Genomic DNA, 13,361 nt, shown 5'->3' with positions numbered 1-13,361 from the left:
CTATTTAGCATTTTTCGGCCCACTCATTGAGTGGGCTTTTTTATGCACTTTTGAAAATTATGTTAAACTCCAGCCATCGAAATTTTTTATTGGTTTTTCTGTGGCTCTATCAAACTTATCGTTGTCTTCACTTCCTAATGCTCCTGTTGCACGTAAACAGCCGCACACGTTAACAACACACCAAAAAATACGCATTGATGATTATTATTGGATGCGTGATGACGAACGTACAGATCCAGCGATGCTGGCACATTTAGCCGCTGAAAATGACTATTGTGAACAGCAACTAGCGCCTATTCAGTCTTTTCAGAAGCAACTGTTCGAAGAACTAAAAGGGCGTATTGTTAAAGACGATAATACTTTTCCCGTTAAAGATGGCCAGTATTGGTATCACTCTGAAGTACGTGGCGATGATGAATATTCTCGCCATTACCGTAGTCGTCAGATGGATGCCGCAGATAAGCAGCTACTGTTAGATGTAAATATACTTGCAGAAGGTTTTGAATTTTATGAATTAGGCGAGGTGGCAATTAGTCCTAATGAACAATTGTTGGCTTACTCTGAAGATACCGATGGTCGTCGTATCTATACCGTAAAGTTTAAAGTTATTGATAACGATGATTTACTTGAAGATGTATTAGAAAACACCGAAGGGCAAATCGTTTGGGCAAACGACAATAAAACGGTTTTTTACGTAAAGAAAGACCTTAAAACGTTATTAGGTTATCAAGTTTATCGCCATGTATTAGGTACTAAGCAAGCGCACGATGTATTGGTATATGAAGAGCAAGATCGAAGCTTTTTTATGGGGCTTGGTAAAAGCCGTGATGAGGGGCTGATCATTATTGATTTAGCCACTACAGAAACGAATGATACTTGGGTGCTAGATGCTGATCAGCCGCAAGGAGTGTTTACTCAGTTACTGCCACGCGAAGAAGGGCATGAGTTTGATGTTGATAAACTCGGCGATACGTTTTATATCGTGACCAATTGGCAAGCTAAAAACTTTCGTTTAATGACGGCTAATACAAGTACCATTGCAGATAGAACACAGTGGCTTGAGCATACCCCTCATCGTGATAGCGTTTTATTAGAAGGCGTAGAGCTGTTTGACGATTTCTTGGTGCTTACTGAGCGCGAGCAAGGACAAACACGCTTTGTGGTCATTAATAAGCAACAGCAGCGTATGACCTTAGAATTTGATGATCCTTGTTATTATGCTGCCATTGCAATGAATCCTGAGCATGATACGCACGTAGCTCGTATTTATTACTCAAGCCTCACCACGCCAGGTTCATTATTTGAAGTAGACTTAAATAATGGTGATAAAACTTTATTAAAACAACAGCAAGTATTAGGCAGTTTTGATCCGCAAAACTATGCCTCTGAAAGATTAATGGTAACAGCGCGTGATGGTATTAAAGTGCCCGTGTCGCTGGTTTATCGTAAAGATAGTTTTGCTAAAAATGGCACTAATCCACTGTTTCAATATGGTTATGGGGCGTATGGCATAACCATCGATCCGAGTTTTTCGAGTACCTCATTAAGCTTACTCGATCGTGGTTTTGTGTATGCCATAGCACATGTTCGTGGTAGTGAGATGTTGGGCCGTGATTGGTACGAGCAAGGCAAAAAACAACATAAGCAAAATAGCTTTAACGACTTTATTGATGTAACCAAAGCATTGGTTGAGCAAGGTTATGGTGCGCAAGATAAAGTGTTTGCTTCAGGCGGTAGTGCCGGTGGCTTACTAATGGGAGCGGTTGTTAACCAAGCGCCAGCGCTTTATTTAGGAATTGGCTGCCATGTGCCATTTTTAGATGTGCTAACCACCATGCTGGATGAGTCAATACCTCTAACTACCAATGAATACGATGAATGGGGTAATCCAAATGACCCTGCCTATTATGATGTGATTGCTCAGTATTCACCATATGACAATATTACCGCACAGGCATACCCACATATTTTAGTGACTACCGGTTTGCATGATTCACAAGTGCAATATTGGGAGCCGATGAAGTGGGTGGCTAAAATGCGTGAATATAAAACTGACGATAATATTTTGGTGTTTAAAACCGATATGGATGCCGGTCACGGCGGAGCATCAGGGCGTTTTAAAAGCTTGGAAGAAAAAGCATTAGAGATGGCTTTCTTTATCAGTTTGGCTGATTAAGTGTGATTTTCTATTCAATTGAGTTTCACTATGTTTGGAGGCACTTATATGTTTAATGTACATGGGCGCTGGGAATACTCAATTGAATCACCAACAATATATATCAAAGTGATTGGATGTTTTAATCGAGAAGGTATACAGGCTTTTACCAAGGATGTATTTGCTGATTTAGCAAAGTTGCCGCCTCAATCCATTGAATATGCGGTGATTAACTTAGCCGAGTTTGAATTAGCGACCGCAGATAGCTTGGCGGTTGCAACTGAATACTTTCATGGTGTTAAAGCGCGCGGTTATAAACGTATTGTTTATATTCAAGCAAGTGCTGTAGCGAAAAGTTTGCTGGAACATATTTGGCGGGGTAGCGATATGGATATACAATTTTACGATGATATTCCAGGTTACTTAGCTAAGCACCCGGAACATCTATATATTAAAACCTGGTTATGATTAATTTAAATATGCTTTAAGCATCCACACTAGCTTCTCTTGCTCAGTTATATAATCACTCATCAATGAAGCCGTACCTTCATCTTGTGCATCACTTGCTTGCTCTAAAATATCGCGCTGCATTTTAATTAGCGTGCTGTAACCAGCGAGTAAGTTTTCGACTGCAGCGACACCATCACTGATATTTTTTGCTTCTTTAATTTTGCTGATCTCTAAGTAATCAGAAAATGCATGCAGTGGTGCGCCATCAAGCGTTAAAATACGCTCAGCGACTTCATCTACTTTTAAAAGTAATAGGTTATAAATTTCTTCAAACTTGATGTGTAGTTCAAAAAAGTTGCGACCTTTAATATTCCAATGAAAACCGCGGGCATTCATATATTGAATTTGATAACTACTTAGCAGGGTATTGAGTGACTTGACGATATCTTCACTTTTCGCGCTGTTAAGACCAATTGCGTTTACCTGTGACATAACTTCTCCTTAATAAACTGATAAGATGTTTTCTAAACAATGAAGCAAGTATCAGCCATTTTTAGTAATCTGTAAAATGGTTAAAATCGATAACCTCAATAGATTTTACCTATTAGCCAACCTGCTGTAGTAATTAACTTGTTCGTACAATAGAGATGGGCTCCAATCTTTAAAAAACCACCCTAAAAATCAAAATAACCGCAAATCGCTTAATAAAAGCACAATAAGATGATCTAAAACAAGCTTTTATAGCAAGCTATTACATGGCGAGTGGTTATTTGATTTAGGTCAAAATTAACGTTTTTAGTCGGCGCATAATCAACACAGATAAATTTGATGGAGAGATAACATGCAGGCTAAAACACAAAAAGAAAGTAAAATGGAATTAGTTGTTATTGGTATAGCGTTGATTGCATTTGTAGTTGGCTTAGTCGGCCATTTAGCAGGAGCAAGCTTTGCTAACTTTGATACCTTTGGTTATATCGCAGCGCCAACACCACTGATCTTAGCAATCATCGCATTTGTTGCCTATAAAGTGGCTGCTAGTGCAGAAGATTAAACCAGCAACTCAACAATATAATTCATCACTTGGCGTGAGTAGATCATACTGGTGTGACTTAAATGAAACACTTTATGTTCTGCCATGCCTTTGAGTTTGGTTTCATCAATTAATACCGTGCCATCTGATTGACTACCTTTGGCAATTAGCGGCATGAGGCCGATCGGTAAATCGCCAGCAATACTATAAAGCTTGGCATTAAATGGCCAATCACCATTTTCGGTCAGTAAAAATTCCACACTGTTTTTTAAAAATACATCAAAGCCTTTTTGCTGCATTCTGCGGGCTATATGGCTGCCTTTATGCGGTGTGCCTAAAGTAATAACTTTTGTTACGTTTTGGCTTTGCTCTGAATTTGCAGCAAGGTATGCGCGCGCCACTAGTCCGCCCATTGAATGACAAACAAGGGCCGTATTTTTATCATTAATAAAATTATCAATCTGTTTAAAAATAGCGGCGCGATCGGGAGACAATGTATTGTAAGAGAGGTTGAGAATATCCAACCCAGACTTTTCGAGCTGCGAGCATAAAGGGCGCATTACAAAGCCAGACATATACAATCCGTGTAATACCACAACGCGTTTAACAGTCATACACCCTCTTAATCTATTGAACCTACAATTACATTAATTGTACTGGTTTTATTTCAATGTTAACTGAATCAGAGCTCACCCATACATCACCATCTTGAATGGTAATAGTCAGCGATATATTGCGATCAACCAGCGCTGCCAGCGCTTGAGTTGTAGCAAAGTCTAAACTAAAAATGCTTAAATTTTTAAACTCATACAATTTAGGTTGATGCTTTTGCCACCAAATTGCTTGGTTGTTTTCACCATAAGTGTATAGCACCACTTTTTTAGCTTTATTACAGGCTTTTTTAACACGCTTTTCATCAGGTAAACCAAGCTCAACCCACAGCTCGATCTCATCGCTATAGCTTTTATGCCACAGCTCTGGTTCATCATCAGCCGATAAACCCTTAGTAAATTCTAAACCATCACAGGCATTAAGTGCATAGGCAAGCAAGCGGATCATCAAGCGTTGCTCGGTTTCTGAAGGGTGTTGTGCCAAGGTTAAATTAAAGTCTTGGTATACGTTGCGGTCCATATCGCTTAGCGATAACTGCGCTTTAATAATCGTCGATTTAAGAGCCATAACAGTTTATTTAAAAAAATTTGCGTCAGTATAGCGCAATTAAGGGCTGAGCCAGTTAAAATAGCCCGAAATTATCTGTAGGAGTTAAAAATGGCTATCCAGTGGTTCCCTGGGCATATGAATAAAGCCCGTAATGAAATTAAAGAAATAATGCCACAAATGGATGTGATCATTGAAGTGCTTGATGCGCGCATTCCTTACAGTAGTGAAAACCCGATGGTGGCGACGTTGCGTGAAGGTAAGCCGGTCATCAAAATTCTAAATAAAGCTGATTTAGCCGATCCTAAAATGACGCAAACGTGGAAGGATTACTTTGAGCAAGAAAATGGCGTAAAAGCGATTGCGTTTGGTAATGATAAAGCGGCTGAAGTTCATCGTATTAATGAACTGTGTAAAAAATTAGTACCACACAAAGTCGGTGCTGATAAGCAAATTAAAGCCATGATCATGGGTATTCCTAACGTGGGTAAATCTACGTTAATTAATGTGTTAGCGGGTCGTATTGTTGCGAAAACAGGCAACGAACCGGCGGTTACTAAAGCGCAGCAACGTATTAAGCTAGAAGACGGCATCATGCTTTACGACACACCGGGTATGTTGTGGCCAAAAGTTGAAAATGAAAACTCAGGCTACCGTTTAGGTGCTACAGGTGCGATACGTGATACCGCACTTGAATATGAAGAAGTCGCTAGTTACACCGCTGAATATCTATTGCGGGCGTATCCTGAACTTTTAAAAGCGCGTTATAAAATTGATGAATTACCTGAAAATGATTGGGAATTTGTTGAAATGGCGGGTAAAAAGCGTGGTTGTATTCGTGGTGGTAACCAAATTGATACTTATAAAATGTCAGAAATTCTAATTAATGAACTACGCGATGGCATAATTGGTCGTATCACTATGGAAACTCCAGCTATGCGTGAAGAAGAAGAAGTGATGGTTGCAGGGCTTCGTGCTGCGGCTGAGGCTAAAAAAGCAGCTAAAGAAGAAGAGAAAAAACAACGTCGAGCACGAGCACGTAAAAACCGCCGGTAATTGTTTTTCCACTGGTTAGCTCACTAAATTACAGACATAAAAAAAGCCCGTAAGGGCTTTTTTAGTTTCATATCTACCGTCACCGATATGAGCAATGTAGCAAGTAAAATAGTAGGGCGGTTACCTGTCACCAACATCAAGGGGCGTTGCGGTTAGTAACAGGTAACCTTAGCTGTTTACGTGCGCCACACGTGTTTCAGGGTCGAGAAACAAATCAGTTTATTCCGTACAAGTCGTTGTGCTTTGCGTCTTGTTGATATTGATTATCAGTTAGATCTTATGATCTGTCAACACCCATTTGCAAATAATTCTCATTTATTTTATTTGCTGATAAAAACAACAAATAAAGCACTTTGTTGGCATTAATATTACACAGCCCGATTTCTTGCTGATATTAGATTATTTTGCATTGCTAATGCTTATGGCGTCTTATTACTTGCAATGCGGTTATTTATTTGTTCTACCAATTCTTTATCTTTGCTTCCTTTGCTATTAACTATAAGTAAAAAGTGCTCGCCTTGTTTGTCGATAACTTTAATCACTGTATTATCAAGTTGTGTTCTGCCATAAGTGACTTCGACGCTAGTAACATCCTTAAAGTGTTTTAAGTTTGATTCAAGTTGGCCTTGTTCATTTTGCCAATAGCTAAAAATGTAGTTGTCGCTTATACCATTGCCGTCGTTACGAAAATCTACCCACGCATCGCTGTAAAAATATAAAACATCTTCATCAATAGGTACTAATTGATGGCGTTTTAAGAATTGCATTTGAAATGACCACAATTTATCGCCTTTTACGATAGCGGTACTCGGTAATAAATAGACTTCTTCCAGTAAGCTTAAAAATAAAATAGGTACCCAGATTATGGCGATAACTATATTTCTTACTCGCCATTTAGAATTGTATGCAAGTGCGTCAGATGATTGGTTTAGGTGTTGAATGTAATTAACTAATGGCAGCCATAAAAATGGCAGGATACAAATAGCTATAGTAGTTGCTTCGTCAATACGGGTCATGAGACTTGCCAAAATAACCAGTAACCACGCAATAATTGCCAAGACGTTTGGCATGATTTTATTTTTATTGTGCTGCGTTTGGCTGTGTGCAACTAGCTCTAAATATAAAGAGTAATAAAAAAATATCGCGAAAATCCCGCGAGCAATCGGCATGATATGACTATTTTGCTGTATTTTAATTGCTTTCCAGTTGCGATAACTCCAGTAGTTAATAAAAAGTCCTAAAGTAAAAATACTATAAAGAATAAACTTTGCATTAGTAACTGGGTAAAACTGCGCATCACTAAATGTTGGGCGCTTTGCTGACTCGATACGCCATGCCACAATAAAAAATATCAGTGCGAGCAGGTAAGCAAGTAATACTACAATGATCCAATTATCGTTTAAATCAAAACTGCTAGTGGTATCTGCAGTTACATATTTAACAATGCCAAACTGCGCATTGTCGATTAGCTTGCCTCGTTCGCTCAGGTACAGTTTAATCTGATCAGCTGGAATATGATCTTGTTTGGCGCTAAATGAAAAATCGAGTGTTAATATATTGTCCGTAAAGTGGATATTCTTTTTGAAATTAAAGAACGCATTATCAATTTCACTTTGCTTATTATCAAAGTGCCAATTTGGTTCTTCAAATTTTATTTTAATAGTTGTTTCAATATTATTTGGGTACTTAAAATACAGCGGCGTTGTGCGATTAATTTGATCGGGTTCGTAAACGCTATTTTGTATCTCTGAGGCATAAAAGTCAGCTCTGAGTCCTTCGTCGTCAGGTTGCCAAAAATCATTAATAAGGTAAAACTCGTCACTTAACAGCTCGCCGTTATTTGTATTCTCAGTTACCGTCATCGGCTTATCAATGGTTATGCCTTGAAAATAGCCTTGGTAATATTCTAGGTAATCTTTCGCTATTTTATCGAGTCCATTGCGGGCTAATGAACTGCGTCTATTTACAGCATCAAACTGGCTATATATGTAACTAGTTTGAAATGTTGTTGGCTGTTCAGGTTTAAGAGCTATGGTGTAGTTATCATGCGTTTTAATTGTAATACCATCGACAGGGGGACTCATTTTTGTAAGCTGTTGCTCAAAAGGTTTAACAATCAATGCATAACCATAATTTGGTTGTGCTAAATGCGCTAAAGTTCCGGTTTGATAGTTTATTGTTGGATCTAGCCAATAACGTTGACCTGCATGCTCAAGCGTGACAATGACATGATCAAATATTTGTGCTGAGGCTGGTAGTTCAATTAACCGTTTACCTTCGTCAGTGTTCACTAATGCAGGATAGGCTTTGATCCCCATTGCTTTAAGTAATGAAATTAGCAGTACGGTTTTGTCTTTACAATCACCATAACGAAGTGCCAGAGTTTCAGATGCCGACGTTGGTTGGTGGGAGTTAGTACCCATCTCCAAGCCTAAATAACGAACCTCGTCTTGACTGAATTTTAATGCAGCGGCGATACGATCGGAGGCTTGTGGATTATGCATGGCTATTTCATCGGCAATGAGTGTTACAGGATCTGTTACTTCTATTGCGGATTGATATAAAGGGGCTGCCCAGTTAGCAACTTCCTGCCATGATTTTAATTCAGAGAAAAAAACCTGTTTATACGGGTTATACCAATATGGTGTTTGGCTTGAAGATGTGATTGTTGCTTGATTGTGTAAGCTGATTTGATAGTCATGACCAACAGCGAGCGGGGTGTCTTTTATGTCAACCTCGCCGTTAATTGTATTGATATAAAGTGGTGTGGGTTTTTGCCATAACACACGCATAAATTGTTGCGCCACCGGTACCGACCAGTTTAATGTGCGAGACGCGCTAAAATGTTGGTAAATAGGGTTGCGGCCAGTAATCGTAAAGCTGTAATCGAGCTGGTCGTTAATGCGCATATCATCAACAATAATATTTAAACTTAGGCTGCCGTTGTAAATTCCATTGGCTAATTCGGTTTCTCGTTGTAAGACCTTAAATTGTGCGCTAGCGAGTTTATTTATGTATTGCCCATCTCGGATAAGGCCAAGACTATTGAGTGTGAGGGTTTGATAACTGGGATCAAAGTCTAAATTAAGTTGGCTAATGTAATCGATGCCAGTTTGGTTCACCGCCTGCATCACAGTACGCGTGTAGCGCTGCTGAGGATGTTGAGCAGATACTTTTATTTGGGTATCAAGTAATCGGTAATAAGTACCATCGACGATTTGGTTGACTGGGATTTCCGTTTTAATCAGTGGCTGTTGTTTCACCCAATCATCTGCAGCTTGGATTTGGTATTCTTGGCTGGTGCTATAAAAACTTATAACTAAAAAACACACACTGAGTGTGAGGCTCGTTAATTGAGTCCATTTCATTATTGTTCTTCTTTTTGGCTGGTTTTAAGTGTCCCTATTGTTGTTAGATTACCAAGCTATGGCTTATAAGCCAATAAAATACAGGGCATTATCTTGGTAAGGTAACTAATACACGAGTACCTTGACCTTCAGGATTGGCTAATAATTGTAACTGACCACCTTGATTACGAATGAGTTCGCGGCTGATCACTAAACCGATCCCTGCGCCTTGCGCTTTTGTTGAATAAAAAGGCACAAATAGGTTTTCAGGATTTGTAATACCAGTGCCGCTATCGAGCAGCTTAATAACAACTTTATCTTTATGTTGTTGCCAGCTAAGAGTAGGTGCGCTTCTACCTCCGGCTTCAAAGGCATTTTTAATTAGGTTGATCAGTGCTTGTTCTAACTGGCCTAAATCTACATTGAAGTGCTGAGCTTCGACCATGGCGCTATCGGTATTGGTTAAATAACGCTGATACTTTGATTTTAAACGGCCAAAGCCACGTATTTTTATTACAAAATCAGCTTGAGTTACGGTGGCTATTTGCAGTTGATTAGCCGCCAATGCGGTAGGTGCTAGCCATGAGTAAATCAGCCAAATAATAAGCGCTATGCTAATAAGTAAGGTACCAAATATGAGTTTTTTACGCTGACTCGGTTTGGTGCTGCGTTTTAAAGTGCTATCTATATCCATGGCATTGGTAATTTGTTGTTAAGGCAATTGAATAGCCTAAAGCGAATAACATGCCAAACTATAAGTGATTGAAATTACTTGGTTTGCTTTTTTATTGTTAGAAGCAGTTTCCCAGCTTTGGGAAAATAAAATTAAAAGTGGGAGTGTGGCTTATAGGGCTTAATAAATATACTTGGAATGGTCGTGGCTATTAGTTTTTTTAATTCTTTTTGTTCATTTAGTTTATTTGTTTTTTCAGGTACATAGCGCTATTTTTCTTTTAAACACATCCTCCCATTGCCCGCAAACTGATAAGTGATAAAAATGAGCCAATTTATAAATAACCTTAGCTTTCGAGTTAAATTTGCTATTCCTGTCGTCGTCGCCTTAGTTATTTTTTCGGTGTTGTCGGGTTACGTGTTGTATACGTTTAAAGAGCAAGCTCGACTTAACAGTTTTATAAGTTTAGAGGTGCGAACGGTGCTGGACGATCTTGAAGACGGCTATCGTGATCTCTTTCAGGTGAAAACGGCAGGTTTGAGCATGGTGCTAGGACAAGGCGACAAACAAAACTATATAGTACAGCTTGCAGAGTACCGAGATAATATAGTCCGTATCGACGCGCGCCTTTCTAGCCCATTAAAGCTGGTGAAGTCTGGCTACATTGATGCGATCAATGCACAGCGGGTTACGAATATCAAAGCCGATGTCGCTATTTGGTCTCGTTACTACCAAGCACTTTTTAGTGATCACCAGCTTGCGGCTAGTTACTTAGCTGAGCATAAACAAGATATGGAAGCAGTGTTAGCGCGTATTCGCAAAAATGTTACTAGCATGCGTGATGAAATAGATGCCAAACTTACAAATTCTTTAATTGAAGTAACCGCTAATCAAGAGTCTGCTAGCTTTGCTTTGCAGTTTGGTATTGTATTGAGCTTTGTTTTATCAATAGCTGCAACTTGGCTGCTGTCTACCGTTATTTTGGCGCCGTTAAAGAAAATGCAGTTAGCATTAGAAAACATAGCTAGTGGCCAAGGCGATCTCACGCAACGGTTAAACAGTGAGTCAAACGATGAAATGGGTGCGCTTGCGCGTTCGTTTAATACCTTTATCAGTAAAATTCATAACACAGTATTGGCGGTTGTCGGCTCGGCTGAACAGGTGCGCAATGAAACTGAAAGTTTGCGCATTATTACTGCAAGTGTATTAAGTGAAGCCAGTAATCAGCAAATAGAAAGTGAGCAAGTGGCAGCTGCGGTAAATGAAATGAGCACGACCAGTGATAACGTAAGCCAAAACGCTAATGATGCGGCCAGTGCCACAAGTACTGCTAATAATGATGCCAATGTAGCAAAAGCCACAATTGAAGAAACCATTTCGTTAATTAATCAACTGGTGACCGACATTTCGGCATCGAGCGACGTAATAAACACCTTAGAGCAAGATGTAATGAATATCGCCACTGTGCTTGATGTTATCCGTGGTATTGCTGATCAAACAAACTTGTTAGCGTTAAATGCGGCCATTGAAGCCGCGCGCGCGGGTGAGCAGGGGCGAGGCTTTGCGGTCGTTGCTGACGAGGTGCGTTCATTAGCGAGTCGCACGCAAGATAGTACCGGAGAGATCAACGCTATGATTGAAAAGCTCCAACAAGGTACCAATCAAGCGGTTGGTGCAATGCAAGCCAGTACCAAAAGCGGTCAACAAACGATTGAGCACTCTCGCGGTGCCGCGCAATCGGTGCAGCGTATTAATGACGCAGTTACCATTATTAACGATATGAACATGCAAATTGCCACCGCTGCCACGCAGCAAAGCCAAGTGAGTGAAGATGTGAATATCAATGTGCAACGTATTGCGACATCAAGTGGCAATATGCTAGACAAAGTGGATCAGGCTGAGCGTGCATGCCAAGCATTGGCACAGCAGTGTCAACAGTTAGACAACCTAGTAAGCAACTTTAAAGTATAAGTATTATCAAGGGGGTGAATTATTTATCACCCCTTAAGATGCCTCTTTTAGCTAAACCTCAATAAATAATCAATTACTATCAACGAGTTATTAAACTGTAGTTTTGTGCATATTGTGCGTGATTTTTATGCGCTAAATGCATTTTAAGCAGATCAATGCAGCTTAAATTCTAAACATTTCGTTAATCTGACGTTAACACTATGCTCGAAGACAGATAGCAGTGTGTAGTCGCTCATCTAACGACAACAAAATCATCAACAGGTGTGGAGAGAACAACCAATGAAAGCAAGTAACACACAATTGGCTTTAGCCATTGCAGCAGCACTAGCAAGTACCTCAGCATTCGCTGCCAATGACACTGAAAAATTACAGCAGCAACTAGACGAACTACAAAAAGAAGTCGCTGCGCTGAAGAAGTCTAGCGGCTTTAATTTGGAATTTGGTGGTCGAGTGCAACTTGATTACAACTATTTTGATGGTGCATATAACGCGAATAATGACGGTGATGCGGGCGGTGATTTTTTTGCGCGTCGTATCCGTACTTATGTTGAAAGTGAGCATGGTAACTGGGATCACAAGTTACTGCTTGAGTTTGCCGAAGGCACAGCAGAAATCGTGATGGCGCGAGTTCGTTATAATTTCGATAATGGTCTAAAAATTAAAGCGGGTAAAATCCGTGAAGACATCACCTTAAATGGCTTAACGAGCTCTAAGCATACCAATACTATAGAGCGTAGTACGCTAGCCAATACTTTTTCGCCGTTCTTCCGTTGGGGAGCGTCAGCGTCTCAATACTTTAAAGACAGTGGTTTTCGTTATGCCGTTGGTGTTTATAAAAATGATGCCTTTGGTGCTACGGGTCATGACGAAGATGATCAACTAACACTCGCTGCAACGGGACGTGTTACTTGGTCAAGCGCAGCCCCAGGCGATGTGATTCATTTAGGTGCGTGGCATTCATACCGTGATATGGGTGGTAACGAGTTAGGTGCGCGCTTTGCCCGTGGCGAAATACGTGAAGCCAATGTACGTCTTGTTGATTATGCGGTGGGTGGTAATGCCGTGGCATTGGATAGTTTGTCGCAAAGTGGTCTTGAGTTTGCGTATCAAGCTGATGCATTAACGCTAGAGGCTGAATACGCAAGCCGCACACTCGATGCTGTTAATGGCGCCGACCCGCTTGATGGCGAGCGTTATGATGGTTTTCATGTATCAGCGAGCTACTTCTTAGGTGGTGAGCAACGCAGGTACAAAGCCGGTTCAGCATTATTTGTACAACCTAAAGGCATTAAAGATGCGTGGGAGCTTGTCGCCCGAGTATCACAAATGGATGCAACAAGTAGCACACAAGGTACTGAAGTAACTACTTATACCCTAGGCACATCCTATTATATCAGCAGCGATATCAAATTTATGGGCAACTTGATCTACAGCGATGTAGAGGGCCCAGGCGCAACTGCGTTAGTGGGTGATGAAGACTCAGGTATGGGCTTTAGTGCGCGCATGCAGTATTTATTTTAG

General features: G+C 40.2%; 11 protein-coding genes. 6 read left to right on the top strand and 5 right to left on the bottom strand.

Annotated elements, in window-relative coordinates; translation table 11 throughout:
• The first annotated feature begins 100 nt into the window (after positions 1–100).
• A complete protein-coding gene (locus H5186_RS08510; protein WP_182794338.1) occupies positions 101–2,176 on the top strand; it encodes a S9 family peptidase in 2,076 nt (691 codons plus the stop codon).
• A gap of 48 nt (positions 2,177–2,224) precedes the next feature.
• Entirely contained in the window at positions 2,225–2,623 is a 399-nt protein-coding gene (locus tag H5186_RS08505; RefSeq protein ID WP_182761806.1) for a hypothetical protein, read from the top strand.
• Here the strand turns inward: H5186_RS08505 and H5186_RS08500 are convergent, their stop codons facing one another.
• On the bottom strand, positions 2,624–3,097 hold the full coding sequence (locus H5186_RS08500) for a Dps family protein (protein ID WP_145240248.1): 474 nt from the start codon (positions 3,095–3,097) through the stop codon (positions 2,624–2,626). It lies immediately after the preceding gene.
• Positions 3,098–3,446: 349 nt separating this feature from the next.
• Here H5186_RS08500 and H5186_RS08495 point away from each other — a divergent pair, with 349 nt between their 5' ends.
• Positions 3,447–3,656 (top strand): hypothetical protein, encoded by a 210-nt coding sequence (locus tag H5186_RS08495; protein ID WP_149982248.1) that lies wholly within the window; start codon positions 3,447–3,449, stop codon positions 3,654–3,656.
• Here H5186_RS08495 and H5186_RS08490 read toward each other — a convergent pair.
• Both H5186_RS08490 and H5186_RS08485 read right to left on the bottom strand, forming a co-directional pair.
• Positions 3,653–4,249 carry an alpha/beta hydrolase gene (locus tag H5186_RS08490; protein ID WP_145240252.1) on the bottom strand — a complete coding sequence of 199 codons (597 nt, stop codon included), beginning with the start codon at positions 4,247–4,249 and terminating at the stop codon, positions 3,653–3,655. The two genes, H5186_RS08495 and H5186_RS08490, sit on opposite strands and share 4 nt — an antisense overlap.
• Before the next feature lie 28 nt (positions 4,250–4,277).
• Positions 4,278–4,814 (bottom strand): YaeQ family protein, encoded by a 537-nt coding sequence (locus H5186_RS08485; protein WP_145240254.1) that lies wholly within the window; start codon positions 4,812–4,814, stop codon positions 4,278–4,280.
• Positions 4,815–4,904: 90 nt separating this feature from the next.
• Between H5186_RS08485 and ylqF the strand changes: the two genes are divergently transcribed.
• Complete coding sequence (gene ylqF / locus H5186_RS08480) at positions 4,905–5,849, top strand: ribosome biogenesis GTPase YlqF (protein ID WP_182717516.1); 945 nt, start codon at positions 4,905–4,907, stop codon at positions 5,847–5,849.
• Between the two features lie 419 nt (positions 5,850–6,268).
• On the opposite strand, the gene H5186_RS08475 is transcribed toward ylqF, so the two are convergent.
• The gene (locus H5186_RS08475; RefSeq protein WP_182794337.1) at positions 6,269–9,217 is read right to left on the bottom strand and encodes a DUF3857 domain-containing transglutaminase family protein; all 2,949 of its coding nucleotides are present in this window, start codon (positions 9,215–9,217) and stop codon (positions 6,269–6,271) included.
• Positions 9,218–9,305: 88 nt separating this feature from the next.
• Entirely contained in the window at positions 9,306–9,890 is a 585-nt protein-coding gene (locus H5186_RS08470) for an ATP-binding protein (protein ID WP_182783464.1), read from the bottom strand.
• Between the two features lie 303 nt (positions 9,891–10,193).
• Here H5186_RS08470 and H5186_RS08465 point away from each other — a divergent pair, with 303 nt between their 5' ends.
• Both H5186_RS08465 and H5186_RS08460 read left to right on the top strand, forming a co-directional pair.
• Positions 10,194–11,840 (top strand): methyl-accepting chemotaxis protein, encoded by a 1,647-nt coding sequence (locus tag H5186_RS08465; protein ID WP_182717510.1) that lies wholly within the window; start codon positions 10,194–10,196, stop codon positions 11,838–11,840.
• Positions 11,841–12,119: 279 nt separating this feature from the next.
• A complete protein-coding gene (locus H5186_RS08460; protein WP_145240101.1) occupies positions 12,120–13,361 on the top strand; it encodes an OprO/OprP family phosphate-selective porin in 1,242 nt (413 codons plus the stop codon).

The sequence above is a fragment of the Pseudoalteromonas sp. SG41-2 genome (assembly GCF_014164535.1).
Taxonomy (GTDB): Bacteria; Pseudomonadota; Gammaproteobacteria; order Enterobacterales; family Alteromonadaceae; genus Pseudoalteromonas; species Pseudoalteromonas rhizosphaerae.
This window is presented reverse-complemented; position numbering and strand designations above follow the sequence as displayed.

Excerpts from the sequence above, each read along its gene's own strand:
- H5186_RS08500 (WP_145240248.1), bottom strand. The coding sequence starts at position 3,097 with ATGTCACAGGTAAACGCAATTGGTCTTAACAGCGCGAAAAGTGAAGAT.
- H5186_RS08475 (WP_182794337.1), bottom strand. The coding sequence starts at position 9,217 with ATGAAATGGACTCAATTAACGAGCCTCACACTCAGTGTGTGTTTTTTA.
- H5186_RS08465 (WP_182717510.1), top strand. The coding sequence starts at position 10,194 with ATGAGCCAATTTATAAATAACCTTAGCTTTCGAGTTAAATTTGCTATT.
- H5186_RS08485 (WP_145240254.1), bottom strand. The coding sequence starts at position 4,814 with ATGGCTCTTAAATCGACGATTATTAAAGCGCAGTTATCGCTAAGCGAT.
- H5186_RS08460 (WP_145240101.1), top strand. The coding sequence starts at position 12,120 with ATGAAAGCAAGTAACACACAATTGGCTTTAGCCATTGCAGCAGCACTA.
- H5186_RS08505 (WP_182761806.1), top strand. The coding sequence starts at position 2,225 with ATGTTTAATGTACATGGGCGCTGGGAATACTCAATTGAATCACCAACA.
- H5186_RS08490 (WP_145240252.1), bottom strand. The coding sequence starts at position 4,249 with ATGACTGTTAAACGCGTTGTGGTATTACACGGATTGTATATGTCTGGC.
- ylqF (WP_182717516.1), top strand. The coding sequence starts at position 4,905 with ATGGCTATCCAGTGGTTCCCTGGGCATATGAATAAAGCCCGTAATGAA.
- H5186_RS08495 (WP_149982248.1), top strand. The coding sequence starts at position 3,447 with ATGCAGGCTAAAACACAAAAAGAAAGTAAAATGGAATTAGTTGTTATT.
- H5186_RS08470 (WP_182783464.1), bottom strand. The coding sequence starts at position 9,890 with ATGGATATAGATAGCACTTTAAAACGCAGCACCAAACCGAGTCAGCGT.